This is a genomic window from Nostoc sp. FACHB-110, assembly GCF_014697425.1.
Lineage (GTDB): Bacteria > Cyanobacteriota > Cyanobacteriia > Cyanobacteriales > Nostocaceae > Nostoc_B.
In genome coordinates this window covers 82,544-108,718 of sequence record NZ_JACJRU010000027.1, presented here as the reverse complement: position 1 = coordinate 108,718, position 26,175 = coordinate 82,544, and the positions used below count along the sequence as shown (strand labels likewise).

The 26,175-nt window shown below is 40.6% G+C and carries 17 protein-coding genes; 13 read left to right on the top strand and 4 right to left on the bottom strand.

Annotated features, from left to right (window positions below; translation table 11 throughout):
* Window positions 1-246: 246 nt before the first annotated feature.
* On the bottom strand, window positions 247-954 hold the full coding sequence (gene rpe / locus H6G69_RS22165) for a ribulose-phosphate 3-epimerase (protein WP_190691281.1): 708 nt from the start codon (window positions 952-954) through the stop codon (window positions 247-249).
* A 163-nt stretch (window positions 955-1,117) separates the two neighbouring features.
* Between rpe and H6G69_RS22160 the strand changes: the two genes are divergently transcribed.
* Both H6G69_RS22160 and H6G69_RS22155 read left to right on the top strand, forming a co-directional pair.
* Window positions 1,118-2,707 carry a S8 family serine peptidase gene (locus tag H6G69_RS22160; RefSeq protein ID WP_190691280.1) on the top strand — a complete coding sequence of 530 codons (1,590 nt, stop codon included), beginning with the start codon at window positions 1,118-1,120 and terminating at the stop codon, window positions 2,705-2,707.
* Window positions 2,708-2,990: 283 nt separating this feature from the next.
* On the top strand, window positions 2,991-4,316 hold the full coding sequence (locus tag H6G69_RS22155; RefSeq protein WP_190691279.1) for a serpin family protein: 1,326 nt from the start codon (window positions 2,991-2,993) through the stop codon (window positions 4,314-4,316).
* A gap of 553 nt (window positions 4,317-4,869) precedes the next feature.
* On the opposite strand, the gene metH is transcribed toward H6G69_RS22155, so the two are convergent.
* Entirely contained in the window at window positions 4,870-8,412 is a 3,543-nt protein-coding gene (gene metH / locus H6G69_RS22150) for a methionine synthase (protein WP_190691278.1), read from the bottom strand.
* A gap of 257 nt (window positions 8,413-8,669) precedes the next feature.
* Here metH and H6G69_RS22145 point away from each other — a divergent pair, with 257 nt between their 5' ends.
* The 3 genes from H6G69_RS22145 (at window position 8,670) to H6G69_RS22135 (ending at window position 10,872) form a co-directional block, all read left to right on the top strand.
* Complete coding sequence (locus H6G69_RS22145) at window positions 8,670-9,092, top strand: DUF488 domain-containing protein (RefSeq protein ID WP_190691277.1); 423 nt, start codon at window positions 8,670-8,672, stop codon at window positions 9,090-9,092.
* 301 nt (window positions 9,093-9,393) lie between these two features.
* Window positions 9,394-9,738 carry a hypothetical protein gene (locus H6G69_RS22140; RefSeq protein WP_190691276.1) on the top strand — a complete coding sequence of 115 codons (345 nt, stop codon included), beginning with the start codon at window positions 9,394-9,396 and terminating at the stop codon, window positions 9,736-9,738.
* Between the two features lie 264 nt (window positions 9,739-10,002).
* Window positions 10,003-10,872, top strand: a complete 870-nt coding sequence (locus H6G69_RS22135; RefSeq protein ID WP_190691275.1) for a peptidoglycan recognition family protein — start codon at window positions 10,003-10,005, stop codon at window positions 10,870-10,872.
* A gap of 74 nt (window positions 10,873-10,946) precedes the next feature.
* Here the strand turns inward: H6G69_RS22135 and ribBA are convergent, their stop codons facing one another.
* Entirely contained in the window at window positions 10,947-12,722 is a 1,776-nt protein-coding gene (gene ribBA / locus H6G69_RS22130) for a bifunctional 3,4-dihydroxy-2-butanone-4-phosphate synthase/GTP cyclohydrolase II (RefSeq protein ID WP_190691274.1), read from the bottom strand.
* A gap of 287 nt (window positions 12,723-13,009) precedes the next feature.
* On the opposite strand from ribBA, the gene argC reads away from it, so the two are divergent.
* Window positions 13,010-14,068, top strand: coding sequence for an N-acetyl-gamma-glutamyl-phosphate reductase (gene argC / locus H6G69_RS22125; protein ID WP_190691273.1), 1,059 nt, complete (start codon window positions 13,010-13,012; stop codon window positions 14,066-14,068).
* Between the two features lie 50 nt (window positions 14,069-14,118).
* On the opposite strand, the gene eno is transcribed toward argC, so the two are convergent.
* Complete coding sequence (gene eno / locus H6G69_RS22120) at window positions 14,119-15,396, bottom strand: phosphopyruvate hydratase (RefSeq protein WP_190691272.1); 1,278 nt, start codon at window positions 15,394-15,396, stop codon at window positions 14,119-14,121.
* Between the two features lie 598 nt (window positions 15,397-15,994).
* On the opposite strand from eno, the gene gloA reads away from it, so the two are divergent.
* The 7 genes from gloA (at window position 15,995) to rpmB (ending at window position 25,676) form a co-directional block, all read left to right on the top strand.
* Window positions 15,995-16,429, top strand: coding sequence for a lactoylglutathione lyase (gene gloA / locus H6G69_RS22115; RefSeq protein ID WP_190691271.1), 435 nt, complete (start codon window positions 15,995-15,997; stop codon window positions 16,427-16,429).
* A 342-nt stretch (window positions 16,430-16,771) separates the two neighbouring features.
* The gene (clpB, locus tag H6G69_RS22110) at window positions 16,772-19,414 is read left to right on the top strand and encodes an ATP-dependent chaperone ClpB (protein ID WP_190691270.1); all 2,643 of its coding nucleotides are present in this window, start codon (window positions 16,772-16,774) and stop codon (window positions 19,412-19,414) included.
* Window positions 19,415-19,824: 410 nt separating this feature from the next.
* Window positions 19,825-20,790 carry a hormogonium polysaccharide biosynthesis glycosyltransferase HpsE gene (gene hpsE / locus H6G69_RS22105; protein ID WP_190691269.1) on the top strand — a complete coding sequence of 322 codons (966 nt, stop codon included), beginning with the start codon at window positions 19,825-19,827 and terminating at the stop codon, window positions 20,788-20,790.
* Between the two features lie 70 nt (window positions 20,791-20,860).
* On the top strand, window positions 20,861-21,844 hold the full coding sequence (locus H6G69_RS22100) for a glycosyltransferase (protein WP_190691268.1): 984 nt from the start codon (window positions 20,861-20,863) through the stop codon (window positions 21,842-21,844).
* 289 nt (window positions 21,845-22,133) lie between these two features.
* The gene (locus tag H6G69_RS22095; protein WP_190691267.1) at window positions 22,134-23,027 is read left to right on the top strand and encodes a glycosyltransferase; all 894 of its coding nucleotides are present in this window, start codon (window positions 22,134-22,136) and stop codon (window positions 23,025-23,027) included.
* 319 nt (window positions 23,028-23,346) lie between these two features.
* Window positions 23,347-25,320 (top strand): molecular chaperone HtpG, encoded by a 1,974-nt coding sequence (gene htpG / locus H6G69_RS22090; RefSeq protein WP_190691266.1) that lies wholly within the window; start codon window positions 23,347-23,349, stop codon window positions 25,318-25,320.
* Window positions 25,321-25,439: 119 nt separating this feature from the next.
* Entirely contained in the window at window positions 25,440-25,676 is a 237-nt protein-coding gene (gene rpmB / locus H6G69_RS22085; RefSeq protein ID WP_190691265.1) for a 50S ribosomal protein L28, read from the top strand.
* Window positions 25,677-26,175 lie beyond the last annotated feature (499 nt).

The window sequence follows — 26,175 nt, the reverse complement described above, 5'->3', positions numbered from 1 at the left end:
CCAGATGTAAGTCGAAGTAAGGGAGGACGCAAGAAATCCACTACTACGCTTTCTGTTGGACAGGAAGCCTACACTGTATGCGAAGCATCAGTGTAGGTAGTTCACATCAGATAATTAGCCTACCGATAAATTTTGTAGAGACGTTACATTGCAACGTCTCTACAGATTCACCAAACATCACGACTAACATAGATAAAAAAAGGGTAAGCAATGCTTACCCTTTTTTTTATTCAATATTTCAACTGATTAAACTTTTGCCAACTCTGGTGTAGGACGCTTACTGTTGCGAATATTGGTAATCGCTTCTGCATAATCTTTGGCGTTGAATACAGCCGAACCTGCCACAACTGCATTTGCACCAGCTTCTAAAACTTGCCAAGTGTTGTTGGCTTTGAGTCCGCCGTCAACTTCAATCCAAGGATCAAGTCCGCGTTCGTCGCACATTTGCCGCAGCTTTCTAATTTTAGGTATGACGCCAGGAATGAAGCTTTGACCACCAAAACCTGGGTTAACGCTCATAATTAGGACTAAATCACAAAGTTCCAGGACGTACTCAATAAATTCTAGTGGTGTAGAAGGATTTAACACTACCCCAGCTTGTTTACCGAGTTCTTTAATTTGGCCGAGAGTGCGGTGTAAGTGTGGCGAAGCATTATGTTCAGCGTGTACAGAGATAATATCTGCACCAGCTTTAGCAAAGCCTTCTACATATTTTTCTGGTTCCACAATCATCAAGTGAACATCCAGTGGTTTTGTAGTAACCGGACGAATCGCCTCCACAACCAGAGGGCCTATCGTAATATTAGGTACAAATCGACCGTCCATTACATCAACGTGAATCCAATCCGCTCCAGCTGCGTCTACCGCGCGAATTTCATCACCCAGACGACTAAAGTCGGCTGATAGGATGGATGGAGCAATCACAATGGGCTTTTCAGATCGGTTTTGGGTCATGGTTAGGGGGTTTTTATGCTTCCTCGTCTGTAAGCATTGTAACAAAATACTGTAACAAAATATTGAGTAATTTTCGCTAATTTAATTTTGCTGTAGGAGGCAGAAGGCAACAGTTAAAGAGAACAACTAATGACTATTGACCATTAACTATTAACTATTAACTATGAACAAAAAACTCAGTTGGCTGATTTGGGGTTTGAGTGCTTCTTGTTTGAGTGTGCCTGTTCTAGCTTCAGGTTTACAAACTTCTTTGGGAAGCAATGGTATTGATGCTTTAAGACTACATCAACCTCCTTATAATTTAACGGGTCGTAAAATTGCGATCGGTCAAGTAGAAATCGGTCGTCCGGGAATGTTTGGTTGGGATAAAGCAGTCTCAAAAAATCGGACTGTATCTTTAGCAGCAGTTTTTTTACGCAATGGCCCAGCCAAATCAAATAATGGAGTTGACCCCCATGCTTACAATGTTGCTGGGGTCATGGTCAGTACAGATAAAGCTTTACCAGGAGTTGCACCACAAGCTAGACTGTATTCTTCGGCGGTGGGTTCTACTAAAAATATGGGTCAGCCGGAAGAGTGTTTATCAGCGCAACACATAGCACTACAAAACAGTGGTGATGTACGGGCGATTAACTTTAGCTTTGGGGAACCTCTCAACCGTGACCCCAGACCAAATGCAGTTCTAGATGGGAATGCTTTATTAACATTATGTATTGATTGGTCGAGTCGCGTTCACGATGTGTTGTATGCGATCGCAGGCAATCAAGGTAAAGGCGGTATTCCGATTCCTACAGATAATTTTAATGGAGTTAACGTGGCTTTTTCATCCCGACGCGACGGGATTTTTAATAAAGTAGATGTTTCTAACCTGGCAGGTGTCAATCAGGGAGTTAGCGGTAGGTTAGCCGGAAAAGAATTTAATCTAGATGGTCGTCGGGCCATTAGTATAGTTGCACCTGGGAGTAATATCCCTTTATTGAATCCTGACGGCAAAATTAATAAAGCGACAGGTACAAGTTTTGCTGCACCCCATGTTACAGCCACAGTCGCTTTGTTACAAGAATTTGGCGATCGCCAATTACGCACCAACAAGCCGAATTGGAGTGTTGATAGTCGTCGTCATCAAGTGATGAAAGCAGTTTTACTCAACTCTGCCGATAAAATCCAAGACACTGGCGATGGTTTGCGCTTAGGTATGACACGCACACTCATCGATAAACAAAATAAAAATTGGTTAGAGTCTGATGCTTACAAAGACCCTAAAATTCCCTTAGATGCGCAAATGGGTACGGGTCATTTAAATGCTTTTCGAGCTTATGAACAATTTAGTGCAGGCCAATGGCAACCCACAGCCGCAGTTCCTGGTATTGGTTGGGATTATAGGGAAGTAAAAGCTGCCAATGCTGTTGAGTATCAGTTAGCTAAACCTTTAAAACAAGGAAGTTTCGTTTCTATTACGCTGGCTTGGGATAGATTGGTAGAATTAAGCGATCGCAATCAAAATCAGCAATTTGATGTCGGCGAAACTTTTAGCGATAAAGGCTTAAATAATCTTGATCTCTACTTAGTCAAAGCTGATGCCAACAATTCTGAGACGGGAATTGTATGTTCTTCTATTAGTCCAATTGATAGTGTAGAACATATTTTCTGCCCCGTTCCTGCTAATGGCAATTACAAAATCCGTGTCCAGTTTCAAAAACAGGTCAACCTAGCAACTCAATCTTATGCTTTGGCTTGGTGGACAGCCAATTAAAATCTCAAGTCTGAGTGTGTAGAAGCGTTCGCTGAAAGTTATCGCCGGCTATTTCCTGCCGCTATCTTGACAAGGGAACAGCAATATAAGTATTTAATCATTATTCCGATATAAATATAACTGCTGTTCCTTGTTGCCTATTCTCCATTACCTTTTGATTACCGTTACCAAAACTGTAACCGTCAAGACTGAATACCTTTATTAATGCAATAGTTAATCATTAACGCATTATTAGCATTCACTTGATTAATAGCTCAAAATATTTGGTAGATGAGGTGGAAGAATGAATCGGCAAAAGTTTAGCGGGATGAAAGCCAATTTCTTACAAAGACGTTACGCTGTCAGTCTAGGAAGGCGTTATGTTTTAGCCGCCGCTAGTGTCGTTTTATTTGGTGTACTGGGTTGTTCTCAAGTAAGTGGTAATAGCAATGCTCTGGCCGACTCTAAAGTGCCTCAACCAGAGTTACCATTGCAAAAAAAAACAGTAAAGCTGGATACCAAACTGGTAAGTTCTCATAATAAATTTGGCTTTAAGCTGTTTTCGGAAATTCTCAAACAAGAAAGTGGCAAGAAAAACATTTTTATCTCACCTTCGAGTTTAGCGATCGCCTTAGCCATGACCTACAATGGTGCAAGTGGCTCTACGCAACAAGCAATGGCAAAAACTCTAGAATTTCAAGGGTTGAGTTTGGCAGAAATCAACTCTAATTATGCCGCTTTAAAAAGTCTTTTAGAAAATCCTGACACAAACGTGCAATTAAATATTGCTAACTCACTTTGGGTAAATAAAGATGTCAGCTTGCGTCCAGATTTTTTACAAAGAAACCAAGAATTTTACAAAGCTAAGGTTGCTAATTTAGACTTTCAATCAGCATCTGCTTTAACAAGCATCAATAATTGGGTTAACGATAATACCCGTGGCAAAATCAACAAAATAGTTGACCAAATTGAACCCAATCAAGTGCTATTTCTGATTAATGCTATATATTTTAAAGGGCAATGGAGCGATAAGTTTGATAAAAATCAAACTGCGGAATATCCCTTTTATACTGCATCAGGTCAGCAAAAACCACATTCAATGATGTCGCAAACAGGCGAATATAAATATTATGAAAATGAGCAATTTCAAGCAGTAAGTTTACCTTACGGCAAAGATGGCAAAGTCAGCTTTTATATCTTTTTGCCCAAACAAAACTCAAATCTCAAATCTTTTTATCAAAACTTAAATGCCCAAAACTGGGAAAAATGGCTCACACAATTTAACAGCCAAGAAGGTTTTATTCGCCTACCCAAGTTTAAAACTGACTACGAAGTGACACTGAATGATGCCCTAAAAGCATTGGGTATGCAAGAAGCTTTTAGCAAGCAAGCTAACTTTTCTGGTATTGGCAAAAGTTTAGCTATTAGCCAGGTTAAACATAAAACTTTTGTGGAAGTCAATGAAGAAGGTACAGAAGCCGCAGCCGCTACATCTATAGGCATAGTAGCAACATCCTTAAGAGAAAAGCCAGAACCATTCCGAATGATTGTTGACCGTCCTTTCTTTTGTGCCATTCGAGATAATCAAACAGGCAGCATTTTGTTTATGGGTTCAATTTTAGAACCGTAGAAGTTGTTTGAAAAATCGGCACAGCAATCAGCAGAATTTTAGGTGGATTTTATGGCGAACCTTTCAAACAGACTACATATTTGTTATTTTATTTGGGATTAAAAAGCAAAATATTTTTGTTTTTTATTTTAAAAAATAGACAATCAATTACTTGTAATTAACTTCTGAATTTCAGGACTTACGTATGAAAACGAAAAATCAAGAGTTTGGAGAAGGGGGTAAGGGTGTAGGGGTGTACGTATCCAAAACCCTTACACCCCTACACCCGACACCCAAGACAATCTTTGTGCGTAAGTCCTAAATTTAATCAATCCCCCTCGCTATGGTGTACACACAAATATTCGTGTAGTGCATCTGTCCCGCCTCGGAATGAATTCCGAGTCTCATAGCGCAAGTCCTCTTCAGAGGACTCAACAAGAAACTCATTCCAGTCCACTCTTTGTGGACTTTCGCTATGAGCCTGGAACTTTAGTTCAAGGCGGGATAGGCTTTCATACTACAAATTTTTGACTTGTGTGTACACGGTAGGCCAATAGGGGGATAAGAATTAAAATTATGCGCTGAAGTATTTCGCTACTGGGTGGTAGGTAATAATTGCCGTTGTAGACTGTTCAGGATAAAGTTGTTCACTTTCATCCATATACAGATTAATTCTGTCAGTCTCTAACAACTCTAATTGCTTGTATTGATCCTGAATATTGGGACAAGCTGGATAGCCAAAACTATAGCGCGAACCGCGATAGCGTTGGGCTAAAATATCCCGAATATTATCAGGTTCCTCAGCAGTAAAACCTAACTCCTGGCGAATTCTGGCGTGTGTCCACTCCGCTACAGCTTCCGCCATTTGCACTGCTAAACCGTGGAAGTAGAGATAATCGGTGTATTGATTATCTGCAAACAGCTTTTGGGCGTATTCTGTCGCAATTTCACCAACAGTCACCGCCTGCATCGGGAAGACATCAATAATTCCCGACTCCTTGGGCGCAAAGAAATCTGCAATGCACAACCGTCTTAAAGATTTTTGACGGGGAAACTCAAAACTCGTTTTTACCTCCGCGCCCTCTGTACCTCGGCGGTTCGTTTCATACACATACAGCGTATTCCCCTCAGCCTGACAAGGAAAATACCCATAAATAACTTGAGGATGTAATAAATTCTCCTCAATAATGCGCTGCTTCCAACTGTCTAAAATTGGGTAAACTTTTGCATCTAAGAAAGCCTGATATTCTTCCTTTGATTGTTCCTTCGGCTTACGGAATTGCCATTGTCCCGCAATTAAAGCTTGCAAATCCAAATACCAGAATAATTCTTCTAAAGGAATATCCGCAGGCTGTAATAACTTGCTTCCCCAGAATGGCGGTGTGGGACGTTCAATATTTACGTCTACGGCTTCAGAACGGCGTGTATCGATAGGGTGTAGGGTGTGGGGTGTGGGGTGTGGGGTGTCTTCAGTAAGGGCTTTTGATTTTCCGTTAGTAGTTTCTGGTTCATCACTGACTTCATCCAAAAATCCTTGCAAGTCATCCCAATTCCCAGCAGCTTTGGCTGGCATTAATTTATCCATGAAATGCAAGTCAGAGAAAGCATCTTTGCCATAAACCACTTTACCGTTGTAAGTGTTTTGGCAATCATTATGAACAAACTTGGGAGTTAACGCCGCACCACCTAAAATGACTGGGACAGTAATTCCTTTTTCGTTGAATACTTCCAAGTTTTCTTTCATGAAGGCGGTGGACTTCACCAGCAAGCCACTCATAGCAATACAATCAGCTTTGTGTTGATTGTAAGCCTCAATGATGTTTTCGACTGGCTGCTTAATTCCCAGGTTAATTACTTTGTAGCCGTTGTTAGAAAGAATGATATCTACTAAGTTTTTCCCAATGTCGTGGACATCACCTTTAACTGTGGCAATAATTACCTTGCCTTTGGCATTATTCCCCGCTTCAGATTTTTCCATGAAGGGTTCTAGGTAAGCTACCGCCGCTTTCATGGTTTCGGCTGACTGTAAGACGAAGGGTAACTGCATCTGCCCGGAACCGAACAACTCACCGACTACTTTCATCCCATCTAGCAAGAAAGTATTGATAATCTCCAGTGGTTTGTAGGTTTCTAAGGCTTTTGTAAGGTGCTTTTCTAAACCAATGCGTTCGCCGTCAATGATGTGGCGTTTGAGAATTTCTTCAATGGGGAGGTTTTCATCAACGCCTTTTTCCCGTTTCGCACTGACTCCAGCAAATAATGTTGTGAGTTCGGCTAAGGGATCATAAACGCAGACATCACCCTCAAATTTTCGTTCGTCGTAAATCAACTGGCGACAAACTTCTTGATGACGGGGTTCAATCTTCGCCAGGGGTAAGATTTTGTTGGCGCTAACAATTGCCGCATCCATCCCCGCCGCCATTGCTTCGTGCAGAAACATGGAGTTAAGGACGATACGCGCGGCGGCGGAAAGTCCAAAGGAAATATTAGATACACCCAAGATGACATGACATCCTGGTAATTCTTGGCGAATGCGGCGAATAGATTCAACGGTAGCTTTGCCGTTTTCGCGGTCTTCTTCAATCCCCGTAGAAATTGGTAGGGCCAAGGTATCAAAGAATATTTCTGTGGGTGGGATGCCATATTCTACAGCTTGACGGTAGGCACGTTGAGCAATTTGGAATTTTTTCTCCGCCGTCCGCGCCATCCCATCTTCATCAATCGTACCAATGACTACACCCGCGCCGTACTTTTTCGCTAATTCCAGCACTTTCAAAAAGCGTGGTTCGCCGTCTTCGTAGTTGGTGGAGTTTAGCAAACATTTACCACCAGCAACTTTTAACCCCGCTTCCATCTTTTCCCATTCGGTGGAGTCGAGCATTAAGGGTAAGGTAACATTATTCACAATGCGCGAAACGAGTTCGTGCATGTCTCGCACGCCGTCACGCCCCACATAATCGACGTTGACATCTAGGATGTGTGCGCCTTCTTTGACTTGCGCCCGCGCCATTGACACCAAACCGTCCCAGTCTTCGGCGTTGAGTAAGTCGCGGCATTTTTTAGAACCACTGGCGTTGAGACGTTCACCGACGATTAAGAACGAATTGTCTTGGGTGTAAGGTTGAGTTGTATATATTGATGCCGCCGCAGGTTCGAGGCTGGGCTGCCGAACTTTTGGCTTTAATTCTTTGGCGATTTTTGCCAATTGTTGAATGTGTTCTGGACGTGTCCCACAGCAACCCCCGATCACTTGGACACCCAAATCTTCAACAAAGTGCATCAAAGACATCCGTAATTCTAGCGGTGTCAAGCGGTAGTGTGCTTGACCGCCGACGTTCTCCGGTAAACCCGCGTTGGGAATACAAGAAACCACAAACGGCGAATGTTCTGCCAAATATTTGATGTGTGGTTTCATCAAGTCTGGGCCTGTGGCGCAGTTTAAACCGAGAATATCGATTTTATATGGTTCCAAAATGGTCAGGACAGCATTGATTTCTGTACCTACCAACATTGTTCCCATGCTTTCCATTGTCACCGATACCATCAACGGGATGCGATCGCCTTTCTTGGCAAAGGCTTCTTCTATCCCATTCAGCGCAGCTTTGATTTGCAGCACATCTTGGCAAGTTTCAACCAACAATAAATCAACACCACCATCCATGAGAGCTTCGGCTTGTTCGGTAAAAGAAGCCTTCATGGTGTCAAAGTCAATATGTCCCAAGGTGGGAAGTTTGGTGGTGGGGCCGATGGAACCTGCAACAAACCGGGGTTTTTCAGGTGTGGAAAATTCCGCCGCCACACGCTTGGCAAGTTCGGCGGCAGTTTTGCTGAGGTAGTAAGCTTGGTCTGCTAAGTCATACTCTGCCAGTACAATCGAGGTACTGCCAAAACTATCGGTTTCAATCACATCCGCACCAGCCGCGAGAAAGTCACGATGCACTTTGGCGACAGCTTCGGGTTTGGAATGAACTAAATATTCGTTACAACCTTCATATTGTGCGCCACCGAAATCTTCAGCAGTCAGGTTTTGGGTTTGCAAGTTAGTCCCCATCGCCCCGTCAAAAACAATCACCGGGCTATCAGGATTACGCAGACGTTCAAGGAAAGGATGAGTCATATTTTCCCAGAATAAATGAGGAAATGTAGTGAGTATTGTAATACTCGACTTAATTTATTATTTTCCATAATTGGCTGTGTTGTGACATGATGTCAGAGAAAAAGTTTGATATGTACATAACTTAGGCAAAAGTATGAAAAAACGAACCGCCAAGGACGCAAATGACACGAAGTTATAAGAGTTTGAGAGAGTTCTTGCTGAAGTTCTATATTTGAATATTTTGTCCACAATTAATCGAGAATAAAAACATTCAAAAAATGAGTAGTCCAGGCTTTACTAAAAAAAAATGTATATTGACATTTGGGTATGGTAATCGCAAAGATTATGCGAAATTCTTGGAATATTTAAGAAATTTTAATGTGGAATGTGTTGTTGATGTGAGAATGGTTCCTCGTGCTTGGAGTCGAAAATGGTACGGTGAGCAAATTAAAATATTATGTGAATCAAATAACATTGAATATATTTCTAAAACTGCTTTGGGTAATACTTCTGGTAAGGAAAATTGGATTCCTCTGAATCAGGAAGAAGCTGACCAAGCTTTATATGAGATTGCACAACTGGCGCAAAAAGGTAATATTTTACTTTTATGTGCGGAAATGAACCCAAATCGCTGTCACCGAAAAGAAGTGGCTCATTGCTTGGAAAGCTTGGCATCATTACCTGTGAAGCATTTGGAGTAGGATTTAGGAACGAAAAAGATAAGGATGACAAGGGAAAGAAATGTTTGCAAGCTATTTAGGATTGTGATATTGTCTGCGATCGCTCATAATCTCAACTTACACCCCAACGCTTAGATCCCTGACCTCTTGAAGAAGTTAGGGATCTGATTATTCACGCAGGATATATAACAAGAAGTTATCCCCAGTTGTTAGGAAAACCCAATAAACGCTATTTTGGTTAAGGTTGCAAGATTAAAATAGCTGTAGCCATTGATCATCAACACTTGTATGAGTTCTCACGCCTTGTTTAGGATTACAGATCATGCGACCTATCAAAAGACCCATCAAACCAGCGACCTACATATCTTTTCTCTACATCTACCAAACTACTTGGGGAACTACTGGTGATATCTGTTTAATCCGTGAAGCGGTGGCGAATGAAAGTACAACTAAGTTTATCGGTCATAAAGTCCGCTTGGTAGTGCCAAAAAGATTAGAACGCGATCGCGTGGCACATTTTCCAGTAATTAAGGTTGCTGGTAATGTGGGTGAAGGACACCCCAAAGAACATCCCGATGAATGGGAGGTATATGAAGGTGTAGATCGAGAAATTGCGATCGCAGCTTTAAAACCTTGGGGCTTCAAATTAATTGAAAATACAGACTAAGCCTATTTACAGTCATAGCTTTGCGCTTGTATCTATAATTTTTAGACTGTTCACGAGAAATAAATGAACCTTTGAGCTTCATTAATGAGGCTCAAAGCTCCTTTAATGAGTGTTTGAGCTTGGTGTGTTTATTTGCGCTTTTTGCTTTTAGTATTTTTACTCAGCACTTAGAACTTTCAATTCAGTAAAGAGTAGAGGAAGTGATCTGTGTTTTTGAATAAAATTAAAATATAAGATTATTTTTAATTAACTTTTAAATAAAAAATGAAATTTAGTGACTGGGCTACCAGGGTATCGCTGATTTTTTTCATGTTAGCTGCTTTAATTTTGGTGCTGGCTTTTGGCAAAGCAAAACATTTCCCCAAAAATATCACAACAGCAAATAAAGAAATTTCTGTTTGGAGTCAATATCCACAAATACAAGCCCAGCAAATTCAAAATCGAGGTGAGAAAGCACAAAAAGCACTGACTTTACCTAGAAAAACTCAGCAGAATGCAGGACGATATGCAACGACTGAAGCTTTTGCTAGATATCAGCCAAGGTATGAAATGATTGCCATAGACCCAAGTAATTATGGCGATCGCTATACTCAAGACATTAATGGTATAACAGTCCACAATCAACCAATCATAGTTATCCATGAAACTGGTTTTTCTGCGGCCAGTGCAGTTAATTTCTTTCAAACACGCCACGAAGATGAAAGTGTTCAAGCCAGTTACCATACTTTGATTCAGCTAGATGGCACTGTTATTTATTTAGTTTCTCCAGAAAAACGTGCTTTCGGTGCAGCTAACTCAGTATTTGAAGGCGACAACGGCCCGGAAACTGTACAGACTAATCCAAATTTAGCTCCATCTGTCAACAACTTTGCCTACCACGTTTCTTTAGAAACTCCACCCGATGGCCGCGGAGATAATTATATCAAAGCTCATAGCGGCTATACCGAAGCTCAATATCATTCCTTAGCTTGGCTAATTGCCCAAAGTCAAATTCCTGAAAATCGCATCACTACACATCAAGCAGTAGACCGTTCTGGACAGAAAATCGACCCAGTAAGTTTTGATTTTGATAAGTTGTTGACTATACTCAATACCTATCGTGAAATCAGCCCAGTTTATCGCGCACAAAGTTAGTTGAAGACAAAGGCGTTGTAGGCAAACTAAATTAGTTGTTCTACAACGCCTTTGAATGCTAATTCAAAGTAAATTTATTCTGATTCTTGACTAAAACTGTAAATTTGTTGTTTTTCTAAGCGATCGCTCAGTGATGAAGGTACAGTTTCTAAAGAGAAAACCTGCCTATCCAGCTGAACTTGTAAATTAGTTAAGGGATCGCAACCAGAAGAAATCAGAAATTCTAGTTTTTGGATGTAAGGCAAAGTTGCCAGGTTATCCAAAATTTGGAAGACCGCTTGCAAATAAGGATGACCGGTTTGTTTAAACCAATCACAGCTAGCGACCTTAGGTTGATCGAAACCTAAGTGTACTGTTAAAGACGGCTCATCAAATAAAGCGATCGCTAAAGGACGAGCTTCTTCTTGTAACAATAAATCATTGCTTCTGGCTAAATGCCTGAGTTTTTCCAAACGTTCATAACGTTTTGTGATTGATTGCGGTTCATCTTGCCAATGCAGGGCGACAGTTACCAGATAGGTCTGCAATAGCATATGACCTAACTTTTTGGCTTTAGTCGCCAAATAATAGGAATTGTAATCGTTGGACTCAATCAATAACGGTACACGATCAACTACTTCCAAACCATAACCTTTTACACCCGCAATTTTTCGGGGGTTATTAGTAATTAAGCGGATATTTTTGATACCTAAATCCATCAACATTTGCGCTCCCATACCATAGTCACGCAAATCTGCGGGAAATCCTAAACGCTCGTTGGCTTCTACTGTATCCAGCCCCATATCTTGTAAAGAATAGGCTTTGAGCTTATTAATTAAGCCAATCCCCCGGCCTTCTTGGCGGAGGTAGACAACCACACCTTGACCAGCAGTTTCAATCATTTTTAAAGCAGCTTGCAACTGCATTCGGCAGTCACAACGCAAAGAACCCAAAGCATCACCAGTCAAACATTCTGAGTGCATCCGCACCATGACTGGTTCATCTTTGAACGTTGTGGGGTCGCCTTTGACAATGGCTACGTGTTCGCAATTGTCGAGGGTGTGACGGTAAGCGTAAATTTTGAAATGACCGAATTGTGTGGGTAACTCAGCAATACTTTCCCGAATGATTAGGCGATCGTGTTGCAGCCGATAACTGATTAAATCCGCAATGCTGATGATTTTGAGATTGTGATGTTGAGCATATTCAATCAGCTGGGGCAATCTTGCCATTGAACCATCAGAATTTTGAATCTCACAAATCACCCCCGCCGGATAAAGTCCAGCCAAGCGAGATAAATCGACAGCCGCCTCAGTATGACCTGCCCGTTTGAGGACACCGCCAGCTTTAGCACGAATGGGGAAAATATGCCCAGGGCGACGTAAATCTAAAGGTTTAGTGGCGGGGTTAAGAGCCACTTGAATTGTCCGGGCGCGGTCTTCTGCAGAAATACCCGTACTAACACCGAGATGCGGGCCAGCATCAATACTAACTGTAAACGCAGTTTGGTTAGTATCCGTAATGTTAGTTACCATCAAAGGTAAATCTAGCTCGTCTAAGCGATCGCCCGTCATCGCCAAACAAATCAACCCCCTTGCTTCTACCGCCATGAAATTAATCATGTCAGGTGTGGCAAATTGGGCAGCACAAATTAAATCACCTTCGTTTTCACGGTTTTCGTCATCTACGACTACAATGACCCGACCTGCTTTCAGGTCTGCCAAAGCAGCATCAATAGAATCAAATGCAAAAGCTTGGTTAGAGGAGGCAGAACTTTCAACAGTTTTCCCTGGTTGAGGAGTTACACCCTGAGAGTTTTCTCCCTCAATGGGAGTGTCATAAGACTGCCGTGTAGGTTTAGGCGTTGACACAAAGAACTCCAGCTAAAGATAGTAAATTTTTTTTAACAATTTCTGTTTTTTGATTGTAACTCGTTTATATGGCAGAGAATTACACTAGCAATGATTCGATAACATGGTCTGGTTTCTGACCTTAAAATTAGGGTTTAATACGAAAGTGCGATCACAGTTCGGCAGTGATAGTCAAGGGGACATGGAGATTAACAAAGGACAAATGACCAATGACCAATGACCATTAACTCTTGACTATTGACCATTGACTCATAAATTAATCAAAAACGGATAAGGATTTCAGAATCATGGGCAATTTGAGACGCGTACCTGTTGGGATTGTTGGCGCGTCAGGCTATGGTGGAGTGCAGCTAGTTCGATTACTTTTGGAACATCCAGAGGTGGAACTAGTTTATTTAGGCGGTGAGAGCAGTGCAGGTAAATCTTTTGGGGATCTCTACCCACATTTAGCTCATATAGTTAACTTGCCAATTGAGGCGGTAGAGCCAGAAATTATTGCTAACCGCTGTGAAGTCGTGTTTCTTTCTCTCCCAAATGGTCTGGCTTGCGACATTGCACCGCAATTATTAGAAAAAGGATGCAAAGTACTAGATTTAAGTGCAGATTATCGATTCAGTGATTTAGCAACTTACGTTAGTTGGTATGGCAAAGACAGAAGAGATCGCGCCGTTGCAGCGACAGCAGTTTACGGCTTACCAGAACTTTACCGCGATCGCATCTCAGAAGCGCAACTAATTGGTTGTCCTGGTTGTTATCCCACAGCTAGCCTCTTAGCACTGTCGCCACTCTTAAAGCAAGGCTTAATTGTCCCGGAAACCGCAATCATTGATGCTAAATCAGGCACATCCGGTGGCGGAAGGCAAGCCAAAGTCAACCTTTTACTTGCAGAAGCAGATAATTCCTTGGCCGCATACGGAGTAGTTCGTCATCGCCACACCCCAGAAATTGAGCAAATTTGCAGTGAACTAGCCGGACATGAGGTCACAGTACAATTCACACCCCACTTGATCCCAATGGTGCGGGGAATTTTAGCCACAGTCTATGCCACACTACGCGATCCCGGTTTAGCCAGAGACGATTTAATTACGATTTATAATGCCTTTTACCGCAACTCTCCTTGGGTGAAAGTTTGTGATAGTGGGATATACCCGCAAACGAAGTGGGCTTGTGGTAGTAATCTTTGCATTATCGGCGTAGAAGTTGACTCGCGTACAGGTCGTGTAATTGTGATGTCAGCAATTGATAACCTGATTAAAGGTCAGGCGGGTCAAGCAATTCAATGTTTGAACTTGATGATGGGTTGGGATGAAACCTTGGGGTTGCCCAAATTGGGATTTTATCCTTGAAGCCAGTGTGAAGTATGAAATTGATAACTTCATACTTCACACTTCATACTTTATTTGAAAGTACCAGCATAAATGGCGCGATCGCCTAATTCATCCTCAATTCTCAGCAAGCGGTTGTATTTAGCCACCCGTTCACTGCGACACAAAGAACCTGTTTTAATTTGACCAGCCCGAGTAGCTACAGCTAAGTCGGCAATTGTCGTGTCTTCAGTTTCACCAGAACGATGGCTAATGACTGAACGGAAACTGTTCCGAGTTGCCATATCAATAGTTTCTAAGGTTTCGCTCAGAGAACCAATTTGATTGAGTTTAATCAAAACAGCATTACCAGCTTTCTCCAAAATCCCTTTACGCAAGCGGGTAGGATTAGTCACAAACAAGTCATCCCCAACCAATTGCACCCGTGAGCCTAATTTCTCGGTGAGCAATTGCCAATTTTGCCAATCTTCTTCGTGCAAGCCATCTTCAATCGAGATAATTGGATACTGAGCCACCAGTTGTCCTAAATAATCAATGAATTCAGCAGGAGAATGAGGTTTACCATCATAAACATACTGCCCATCTTTGTAAAACTCACTAGCTGCTACATCTAAAGCCAAAGCTACTTGTTCCCCTGGCTTGTAACCGGCTTTTTCAATGGCAGCCACCAACAATTCTAAAGCTACTTGATTAGACTCCAAATTAGGAGCAAAACCACCTTCATCACCCACGCCAGTCAGCAAACCCTTTTCATCCAAAACTTTACTGAGAGTAGCAAAGACTTCTGCACCCCAACGTAATGCTTCCCGGAAAGAAGATGCCCCAAACGGAACAATCATAAACTCTTGAAAATCCACATTATTGGCTGCGTGTGCGCCACCGTTAATGACATTCATCAACGGTACTGGTAACAAGTTTGCCAAAGGGCCGCCTAAATAGCGATACAAAGGTAGACCCAAAGATTCTGCTCCAGCTTTTGCCGTTGCTAGGGAAACAGCCAAAATTGCATTTGCGCCTAAGTTCGATTTGTTCGCGGAACCATCGACCTCAATCATGGTTCGGTCGATGAGTTCTTGGTTGAGAGCATCCAAGTTTAATAATTTTGGTGCTAATACTTCCTTGATGTTCTGTACCGCTTTGAGAACCCCTTTACCGCCATAGCGGCTTTTATCATCGTCCCGCAGTTCATGGGCTTCAAAAGTTCCTGTAGAGGCTCCACTAGGAACCTGCGCCAGTCCCACAGCACCGTTTACCAAATGCACTTCGGCTTCTACCGTTGGTCTACCCCGCGAATCGAGAATCTCACGGGCAACAATCGCCTCAATAGCAGTATCTAGAATATTACTCATTTGTGCTTGTCCTTTCTTCAAGTGCTTCCTTAGTTTTTAGAACTTACGCAGTGATCCGGAAAATCCAGTGTTGAGGGCAAGGATGTAGTTTGATGGGTATCTAGGGGGTGAATGTTCACAATCCCGCCTGATACCTTTACACCCTTATATCCAATCTCACAGACAACTTTGGTGCGTAAGTCATGGTTTTAAGCGCATACAGTCCAGTGGATTAACCCAACCCATTCGTTAGCATAGGCTGTTCCGCAACTCATGAGGCTGAGATTAAAGAAGATTTCCAGATATTTGGTAAATCGCTGTTGGATGCACAAACTTTGGATTTTCAATTATTTATTAGGCCAAAGTCAACAGTAGAGACTTGACTGAGATTTTTTGTCCGAGAAAGTGCTGATGTCTGGCTAGATCAGCAGTCGAAAATAACTCATCATAGAAGATGGCATTTGCTAGTAAATTAGCGATCGCGCTCTAATGCAACACAAAGGCTGCTTTACTTTTGCCTATTTTCCCTCAACTTTATATAATTCCAGCCTTTTAGGCAGTGGGTTAATTGAGTAACTTCTGTAAAATGTTGGCAGAAATCAATATTTTACAGGTCTTTATGCGCTTACTACATACAATGCTACGGGTAGGCAACCTCGAAGAGTCACTGAAATTCTACTGTGATGTCTTGGGAATGCATCTGTTACGCCAAAAAGATTATCCAGGTGGAGAATTTACCTTAGCTTTTATTGGCTACGGCGATGAAAGTGACCATACAGTGATTGAGCTAACCTACAATTGGGGAGTGGAAAAATACGAATTAGGTAACGCTTACGGTCACATTGCCCTAGGGGTAGATGATATTTACGCTACCTGTGAAACTATCAAAAATCGTGGCGGTAAAGTAGTCCGCGAACCAGGGCCAATGAAACACGGTTCTACAGTCATTGCCTTTGTCGAAGATCCTGACGGCTACAAAATTGAATTAATTCAATTAGGTACTCAAGGATCAACCAAAAAACCAGAATCACAAAACCAACTCTTGTCCCATTAATTTTGACTAGGATAAAAGGGTAAGGGTGTAATAGCGTTTCACTTGAGCAGGACTTACGCACAAAAATTGTCTGTAGAGACTGGGTTTAGGGGTGAAAGGGTGGTGGATACATACACTTCCATACATCTACACCCTTACACCCTTCTATCCTTTTTTGTTAAATCTGGGGTGAGAAAGTATAAAGTGTGAAGTATCAAGTTCTAGCTGACGTTTTAGCCTAGCCCCTTCTCATCCTACGCTACTATCAGGAGATGCCGCGATCGCATCTTGTACGTCTAAATTTTCCACCTTGACTCAACACCCAACTTCTTTAAATAAAATCCGCAATTCAAAATCGTAAAGATGCAGCCTACAGATCCTAATAAATTTACTGATAAAGCCTGGGAAGCAATTGTTAAATCTCAGGATATAGTGCGTGCCTATAAACAACAACAATTAGACGTTGAACATTTAATTATTGCCCTGTTAGAAGAACCCACAAGTTTAGCTATCCGCATCTTAGCAAGGGCGGAAATCGACCCCATCCGCTTACAGCAGCAACTAGAAGCTTACACCCAACGCCAACCAAAAGTCGGCAATAATGACCAGCTTTATCTCGGCCGCAGCTTAGACACGCTACTTGACCGTGCCGAAGAAGCTAGAGTCAAAATGAAAGATACTTACATCTCTGTAGAACACATTCTTTTAGGTTTTGCAGAAGATGAACGCATCGGGCGGCGGATACTCAAAGGTTTTAATGCTGATAGTGGTACTCTAGAGGCGGCGATTAAAGCTGTACGCGGTAGCCAAAAAGTGACAGATCAAAATCCCGAATCTCGGTATGAAGCCTTACAAAAATTTGGTAGAGATTTAACAGAGCAAGCCAAAGCCGGAAAACTCGACCCAGTTATTGGTCGGGATGATGAAATTCGCCGGGTGATTCAGGTGTTGTCTCGCCGTAGCAAAAATAACCCAGTGTTAATTGGTGAACCTGGTGTAGGCAAAACTGCGATCGCTGAAGCTTTAGCACAACGTATCATTAACGGTGATGTCCCCGAATCTCTCAAAAACCGTCAGTTAATTTCTTTAGATATTGGTAGTTTAATCGCTGGGGCAAAATACCGTGGTGAATTTGAAGACCGCCTGAAAGCTGTACTCAAGGAAGTTACTGAGTCTAACGGGCAAATCGTTCTATTTATCGATGAATTACACACCGTTGTCGGTACTGGTTCTAACCAGCAAGGGGCGATGGATGCGGGGAATTTACTCAAACCCATGCTGGCTAGAGGTGAATTGCGGTGTATTGGCGCAACCACTTTAGATGAATACCGCAAATACATCGAAAAAGACGCAGCTTTAGAACGCCGTTTTCAGCAAGTTTTCGTAGACCAACCCAATGTAGAAAATACCATTTCTATTCTCCGGGGTTTAAAAGAACGCTACGAAGTCCATCACAACGTAAAAATTTCTGATTCGGCATTGGTAGCGGCGGCTACTTTATCCGCGCGATACATTTCTGACCGCTTTTTACCCGACAAAGCCATTGACTTGGTAGATGAAGCCGCCGCCCAGTTAAAAATGGAGATTACCTCCAAACCTTCGGAACTCGAAACCATTGACCGCCGCTTGATGCAGCTAGAAATGGAAAAGCTGTCACTAGCCGGAGAAGAAAAAGTCCCTACCCAAACGCGAGAACGTTTGCAACGCATTGAACAAGAAATTGACACGTTAAAGCTAAAACAGCAAGAATTTAACGAACAATGGCAAGGTGAAAAGCAGTTATTAGAAGCTATTAGCGGCTTAAAGAAAGAAGAAGAAGCCTTGCGCGTCCAAATCGATCAGGCAGAACGGGCGTATGATTTAAATAAAGCTGCCCAATTGAAGTATGGCAAATTAGAGGGCGTACAGCGCGATCGCGAAGCCAAAGAAGCCAAGCTTTTAGAACTGCAAAGCCAAGGTTCTACCTTACTGCGCGAACAAGTCACCGAAGCCGACATCGCCGAAATCGTCGCTAAGTGGACAGGTATTCCCGTCAACCGTCTCCTAGAATCAGAGCGGCAAAAATTACTGCAACTCGAAAGCCATTTGCATGAACGCGTCATTGGGCAACATGAAGCCGTGGAAGCCGTAGCTGCGGCCATTCGCCTCGCTCGCGCCGGGATGAAAGAACCCAACCGTCCCATTGGTTCATTTTTGTTCATGGGGCCGACTGGTGTAGGTAAAACTGAACTCGCCCGTGCATTAGCACAGTTTCTCTTTGATTCTGAGGACGCTTTGGTACGCTTAGATATGTCCGAGTATATGGAAAAACACTCGGTAGCGCGGTTAGTTGGTGCGCCTCCAGGTTATGTAGGTTACGAAGAAGGCGGTCAACTTTCCGAGGCTGTGCGCCGCCATCCCTACTCAGTAGTACTGTTGGATGAAGTCGAAAAAGCTCATCCCGATGTGTTTAATATTTTATTACAAGTACTTGATGACGGTAGAATTACGGATTCTCAAGGCAGAACAGTAGACTTTCGCAACACCGTCATTGTCATGACCAGTAACATTGGTAGCGAACATATTTTAGATGTGTCTGGTGATGATTCTAAATATGATATGATGCGGAATCGGGTGTTAGATGCACTGCGATCGCACTTCCGCCCCGAATTTCTCAACCGTGTTGATGAGAAAATTCTCTTCCATACCCTCAGCCGTTCCGAAATGGGACATATTATCCGTATTCAACTCAAGCGGGTTGAAAACCTGCTGAAAGAACAAAAAATTTACTTTGAAATCACCCCTGAAGCTTGTGATTACTTAGTGGAAATGGGCTATGACCCAGTTTATGGCGCTCGCCCCTTAAAACGAGCCATTCGGCGAGAAGTAGAAAACCCCATCGCTACTAAAATCCTAGAAAATACTTTCATCGCTGGCGATACCATTCTCATTGATAAAAATGAAAATGGCTTAACTTTTAGCAAAAAACAACCAGCCAAATTAGCCGTCACCCAAATCACAACCTAGTTTTTTAGTTAGCATTTGTCTCTTAAACGATTATGGAAAGGAAAAGTTAACAATTAAATTTTTCCTTTCCAAAAATTTCCCAATTTCTAGATAACTAATGGGAACTGCTGATAGTGTTTGTTCCCGATCCTACTTTCTGTTACTAAAAATACTTGGATATTTACGCCTGCTTCACTAGCTGAGAATTTAATCCAGTTCAGTTTAGGCTGTAAACTGTTTATTAACCAACGCCAATTTTGTAGTTAGTAAGATTGCTAACTAAACAATATTCTGGAAAATCCTAATTATTCTTAACTAAGTAGTGTTGATATATAAACAAATTTAAATTTATCTAACAACTATTGTTTCTACCACAACTTGGGAATAATAAAACTCTTAGGAAGCTTGATATCAATTTTGAGTGAGTTTTTATGTCTATTGACTTTACTGTAGCAATACCAACCTACAATGGTGTAAACCGTTTGCCTCAAGTTTTAGAAAGATTGCAAACTCAAATTTGTTTAAATAATATCAATTGGGAAATTATTATAGTAGATAATAATAGTACAGATGGCACAGCACAACTTATTAAAGATTATCAACATAATTGGCCTAAATATTTAACATTGCACTATTACTTCGAGCCAGAACAAGGATTAGCATTTGCTAGAAACAAAGCCATTCAAGAAGCTAAAAGTGAATTAGTTGGTTTTTTAGATGATGATAATTTACCTGCCAATAATTGGGTTATCTCAGCGTATGAATTTGGAAAAAAAAATCAAAAAGCTGGTGCATATTCTAGCCAAATTCATGGAAGATTTGAAGTCGAACCACCAGCACAACTTAGACCAATTCTCTTTTACCTTGCGATTAACGAAAGAGGTTCACAACCTATTTTATATGAGCCTCAAAAAAAGGGGTTTCCTCCAGGAGCGGGTCTAGTAATACGTCGCCAAGTATGGAAAGAATATGTACCTAATCGTCTTTTTTTAGTAGGGAGAGTTGGAAACTCTTTCTTAGCAGGTGAAGATGCAGAAGCTTTATCCTATATTTATCAAGCTGGATGGGAAATTTGGTATAACCCAGCAATGGTAATTGAGCATATTATTCCACCTTGGAGATTAGAAAAAAGTTACTTTATTTCTTTACTACGGGGTATTGGTTTAAGTCGCTATCACTTAAGAATGTTGTTACTAAAAAAATGGCAAAGGCCTATTTTTTCTTTGCTTTATTTAATAAACGATGGATATAAATTGATATTATATTATCTTTATAATTATAGAAAAATTAAAACTGATATGCTTGTCAGTTGCGAATTAGCAAGACTTATTGCAACTTTCATTAGTCCCTTTTATGTACTTTCTATTCAATTGAAGAAAATTATGAGATTATACTGAGGGTAGGGTTATATATATCTGATTAATATATATACAAATAATTTATTGATACAGATATAGCACCCATTATATGTCCTTAATATCAGTAATTCTTCCAGTATTTAATGGTGAAAAGACTATTCAAGCAACAGTTCACTCTGTTTTACAGCAAACCTTTGATGATTTTGAACTAATTATTATTAATGCTAGTTCTTGTGATTCAACTTTAGAAGTTATCTCCCGCTTCCAAGACTCGCGGATAAAAATATTTTCTTATCCTAAAGCGAACGTAGCAGTTAACCGTAATCGTGGAGTTGAGCATTCTGTTGGTGAATTTGTAACTTTTATAGACGCTGACGATCTTTGGACTACGGATAAACTAGAAGCCCAGTACAAGGCTTTACTAGACTATCCTGAAGCGGCTGTCGTCTATAGCTGGACAAATTGTATAGATGAAAACGGTAAATTTTTACGCGCTTGTTCTTACGTTCATCACAAAGGAGATGTCTACGATAAATTTTTGCTTGATGATTTTATCGGTAATGGTTCTAACGTAATGATGAAGAGAAGTGCTTTCTTACAAGTTGGTGGCTTTGATGAAGCACTGAGTAATGCACAAGATACGGATATGTGGTTACGTTTAGCAGCAAATTATGAATTTACTGTCGTCACAAAACCTCAAATTTTATATCGCATATCTCCTTATTCTATGTCTTCTGATATTGTAGGGCTGGAAAAATCCAACTTACAAGTTATTTCCCGAGCATTTGCTAATCAAAAAGCTGAATCTTTACAACATCTTAAAAAATACAGTATAGCTAATCTCTATAAATATCTAAGCTACAAAGTTTTAGAAGTTCCTCCGGGAAAACATAATACTTTTCAAGCAATGCGAATTTTGACGACAGCTATTAAAACTGATCCATCTCTTATATTCAAACCAATCATGCTTAAATCATTTATTAAACTGATGATGATGGCTTTTTTACCACCGCGATTATCTATCAAGTTGTTCAATAAATTTACTAAGCTTTCTAATACTAGTACTTTTTTAGGATATGAAAAATTATCATAATTAACTTTAATAAAACCTAAATATTTTCAGCATAATATAGTTTTGAGATAATTTTAGGACTTACGCAAAAAAACTCTCAAACTCTCATTTCTCCGTGAACTCTGTGCCTCTGTGGTTCGATTTTCCGTAGGCTGTGCGTAAGTCCTATAATTGAAGATTTTTATGAAAAAAATACATCCACCATTTTTGATATGGATGAAGTACATTTTCTAGTCTCTAGTCCCTAGCCCCTAGTCTCTCTCCGCCTTTAAAGGTGTACTGCACCAAACTGAGAAACGCTGTAATTAATATGCAACCGCAAATTTCTGTAATTATTCCTGTTTATAACGGTGAAAAAACAATTGAAAAAACTCTTAATTCCGTTTTAAACCAAACTTTTAAGTCATTAGAAGTTATAGTTATTAACGATGGTTCTACAGATTCAACATTACATATTATTAAAAATATAAATGATTCTCGTTTACAGGTATTTTCTTATCCAAATGCTGGTTTAGCTGCTAGCCGTAATAGAGGTTTATCTCGCTGTGTAGGCAAATATATATCGTTTATTGATGCTGATGACCTTTGGACACCTGATAAACTAGACTCACAAATACAACTGCTAGAAAATAACTCAGATGCTGCTGTGGCTTATAGTTGGACTGACTACATCGATGGTAATGAACAGTTTTTCAAAGCAGGTAGACGTGTCACGGTAACAGGTGATGTATACAAACAACTATTACAATGGAATTTCTTAGAAAATGGCTCTAATCCTTTGATTTGTTATGAAGCAATTCAGGCAGTCGGTAATTTTGATGAAACACTTAAAGCGGCTGAAGATTGGGATATGTGGTTAAGGCTAGCTGCTAACTATAAGTTTGTAGTTGTGCCAAAAGCTCAAATTTTGTATAGAGTTTCAGCTAACTCAATGTCCAGTAACATTAAAGTACAAGAAATAGAATCTTTAAAGGTTATTGAACGTGCTTTTTGTTCTGATAAAGCTACATCTTTACAACATTTGAAAATTCGCAGTCTTGCCTATTTATACAAATATTTAACATTCAAATCTGTAGAAAGACCAATTAACTTTTATAAACGTTGGATATCCTTAAAATTTCTGGGTAAATATATTAAATATAAGCCACCTGCTATATGTGAAAAGTTAACTTTAATAGCATTGTTAAAAATATTAATTCCTTAATATGAAATATGTGAAAATACAAGCACAAAAAAAATAAGTCAAATAATTTTGAAAATTATGTGAATAATTGTTAACAACTCGCACTGAATATCACAGTAGATTCATTGTATCTAATAAGTGGTAGGGAAATCCGAATCAGATTTGTGCGGCAAATCTTGCCATAGAGAAGATTCACATAGTGGTTTATGCCTTTAAAATCCTAATTTGTATACACCCTCACTTGTTTCATTTGTTTATGATTGTAGACAAAAGAGAAGTGTAGGGTATGCTGGCCTAAGTAAACGTACACATATTGCAGTTAAAACGAAAACTACCGAATATGCTAGAACAAGGCACTATCACTATTCATACTGAGAATATTTTCCCAATCATCAAGAAATCTCTCTACTCAGACCATCAAATTTTCTTGCGGGAACTTGTCTCTAACGCTGTAGACGCAATTCAAAAGCTAAAAATGGTATCCCGTGCTGGTGAATACGCGGGAGAAGTTGATGAACCAGAAATTCAAGTCACCATTGATAAAGATCAAAAAACTCTCTCCATCAGTGATAATGGCATTGGTATGACTGCCGATGAGGTGAAGAAATACATCAATCAGGTGGCTTTCTCCAGTGCTGAAGAATTTATTCATAAGTATCAAGGCAAGGCAGACCAACCGATTATTGGTCATTTTGGTCTGGGTTTCTACTCATCATTTATGGTGGCACAAAAGGTAGAAATTAATACTCTATCCTACAAAGAGGGAGAAAGAGCTGTTCACTGGAGTTGTGACGGATCACCAGAGTTTACTTTAGATGAGTCTCCCCGCACAACTCGCGGTACTACAATTACTTTGACTCTACTACCTGATGAGGAAGAATATTTAGAACCTGCACGGATTAAAAATCTTGTCAAGACTTACTGCGATTTTATGCCAGTACCCATCAAATTAGATGGTGAAGTCTTAAACAGACAAAAAGCACCTTGGCGGGAGTCTCCTAGTAGCTTAACCAAAGAAGATTATTTGGAATTTTATCGCTATCTGTATCCTTTTCAAGAAGAACCTTTACTGTGGGTACATTTAAATACGGATTATCCCTTCATTATTAATGGGATTTTGTACTTCCCTAAAATGCGACCTGACGTAGATGTGACGAAAGGGCAAATTAAATTATTCTGCAATCAAGTTTTTGTTAGCGACAACTGCGACGAAATCATCCCACAGTTCTTGATGCCAATGCGCGGGGTAATTGATAGCACTGATATTCCCTTAAACGTATCACGTAGTGCCTTACAAGGCGATCGCACCGTTCGCAAAATCGGTGATTACATAGCGAAGAAAGTTGGCGACAGACTCAAAGAACTTTACCGCGATAACCGCGAGCAGTATATTAATGCTTGGAAGGATCTTGGCACTTTCGTCAAATTTGGCGCACTCAACGACGAAAAATTCAAAAAACAAGTCGAAGATATCATCGTCTTCCGCTCTACCGCAGACCTAGCACAAAAAGCTGCCGAAACACCTGCTGTTGAAGTGCAGTCTCAAGAAGGGGATGCTTGGCAAGATGTCACCCCTACGACATCCAGCAGCGTCGCTCCCTACACCACCATCAAAGAATACTTAGAGCGCAACAAAGAACACCACGAAAACCGCGTATTTTACAGCACCGATGAAGCCAGTCAAGCTGCTTACATACAACTACACAAAAATCAAGGTTTAGAAGTCCTATTTATGGACTCTTTCATCGATACCCATTTCATCAACTTCCTAGAACGGGAATATAATGATGTCAAATTTACCCGCGTAGACTCCGATTTAGATAGCACCCTGCTCGATAAAGACAAAGCTGGTGAAATAGTTGACCCCACAACTAACAAAACCAAGAGCGAAGTCATTAAAGAACTCTTTGAGAAATCCCTCAATAAACCCAAACTCAACATCCGCACTGAAGCCTTAAAAGCTGATGACCCTCAAGGGACACCCCCTGCAATGGTGCTGTTACCCGAAATTCTCCGCCGTCTGCGAGAAATGAACGCCATGATGCAGCAGCAAACAGCAGAGTTTCCTGAAGATCATATTTTGCTAGTAAATACTGCCCATCCCCTAATTCAAAATCTGGCAAATCTTAACCAAGGCAGTATTATTCAAGGTGATACTCCCTCACCCACAGGTCAGCTAGTAAACTTGATTTGCCAACACGTTTATGATTTGGCACTAATGTCTCAAAAAGGCTTTGATGCTGAAGGAATGAAATCTTTTGTTGAGCGTTCCAATGAAGTTCTCACCAAGCTAACAGAACAAGCCACTAAATAGTGCTGCGTAATCAGACTAGCCTCTAATTCCCCATCTCCTGGTCTTGTTTTCTCAGAAACCTCCCCGATCTGTTTCCTAAGCCCTAAAATAGAAAGGTTGCGTTGAAATAACAATTTCCTATGTCTCGTCGTTGTGAATTAACTGGTAGAAAGGCAAATAACGCCTTTGCAATTTCTCACTCTCACCGTCGCACCAAGCGCCTGCAAAACGCTAACCTACAAACTAAGCGCGTTTGGTGGCAAGGTGGAAATCGTTGGGTAAAACTGAAGCTATCAACCAAAGCCCTCAAAACCCTAGAAATTAAAGGTTTAGAAGCTATGGCTAAAGAAGCAGGTATTAACCTCAATCATTACTAATACCAGATTGGAAAACTTGTGAGGGAAATTAACCTCACAAATTTCTATTCATTAATCAGTGGGTAGTGAAATACGTAAAAAAGTCCTATTGCTCATCAAAGATGTCATAACTGTTTAATCAAAGTATTAACTACCAATATTCATACTGGTTATTTACCTGAAACAAAAATAACTACTCCTCACCTCTCCATAACGGAGAGGTTTTTAATTTTCAAGGTATCTTAATAAGTTGTCTCGATCTGATATGTTTTTTGGAAAGGTGGGTAAGATAAGTTTGATCTATTCACAATACCTTTACCAAGTTATTTCTCTATGACATAAACTTCTGCCAATTAAATGTAAATTTACGGTGTTGTTCTACGGTGATTGCTACAAACTCAACAAGTGCAAGAAGATCAGTGTTTTCCGAATAAAACAGAGAACTTCTCAAATGATATAACTTGAACACACCGTCATATTTTGTGTTGCTAACACAAAATAATTTTTGGCATAAGTATTA

Excerpts from the sequence above, each read along its gene's own strand:
- rpe (WP_190691281.1), bottom strand. The coding sequence starts at position 954 with ATGACCCAAAACCGATCTGAAAAGCCCATTGTGATTGCTCCATCCATC.
- H6G69_RS22160 (WP_190691280.1), top strand. The coding sequence starts at position 1,118 with ATGAACAAAAAACTCAGTTGGCTGATTTGGGGTTTGAGTGCTTCTTGT.
- H6G69_RS22155 (WP_190691279.1), top strand. The coding sequence starts at position 2,991 with ATGAATCGGCAAAAGTTTAGCGGGATGAAAGCCAATTTCTTACAAAGA.
- metH (WP_190691278.1), bottom strand. The coding sequence starts at position 8,412 with ATGACTCATCCTTTCCTTGAACGTCTGCGTAATCCTGATAGCCCGGTG.
- H6G69_RS22145 (WP_190691277.1), top strand. The coding sequence starts at position 8,670 with ATGAGTAGTCCAGGCTTTACTAAAAAAAAATGTATATTGACATTTGGG.
- H6G69_RS22140 (WP_190691276.1), top strand. The coding sequence starts at position 9,394 with ATGCGACCTATCAAAAGACCCATCAAACCAGCGACCTACATATCTTTT.
- H6G69_RS22135 (WP_190691275.1), top strand. The coding sequence starts at position 10,003 with ATGAAATTTAGTGACTGGGCTACCAGGGTATCGCTGATTTTTTTCATG.
- argC (WP_190691273.1), top strand. The coding sequence starts at position 13,010 with ATGGGCAATTTGAGACGCGTACCTGTTGGGATTGTTGGCGCGTCAGGC.
- eno (WP_190691272.1), bottom strand. The coding sequence starts at position 15,396 with ATGAGTAATATTCTAGATACTGCTATTGAGGCGATTGTTGCCCGTGAG.
- gloA (WP_190691271.1), top strand. The coding sequence starts at position 15,995 with ATGCGCTTACTACATACAATGCTACGGGTAGGCAACCTCGAAGAGTCA.
- clpB (WP_190691270.1), top strand. The coding sequence starts at position 16,772 with ATGCAGCCTACAGATCCTAATAAATTTACTGATAAAGCCTGGGAAGCA.
- hpsE (WP_190691269.1), top strand. The coding sequence starts at position 19,825 with ATGTCTATTGACTTTACTGTAGCAATACCAACCTACAATGGTGTAAAC.
- H6G69_RS22100 (WP_190691268.1), top strand. The coding sequence starts at position 20,861 with ATGTCCTTAATATCAGTAATTCTTCCAGTATTTAATGGTGAAAAGACT.
- H6G69_RS22095 (WP_190691267.1), top strand. The coding sequence starts at position 22,134 with ATGCAACCGCAAATTTCTGTAATTATTCCTGTTTATAACGGTGAAAAA.
- htpG (WP_190691266.1), top strand. The coding sequence starts at position 23,347 with ATGCTAGAACAAGGCACTATCACTATTCATACTGAGAATATTTTCCCA.
- rpmB (WP_190691265.1), top strand. The coding sequence starts at position 25,440 with ATGTCTCGTCGTTGTGAATTAACTGGTAGAAAGGCAAATAACGCCTTT.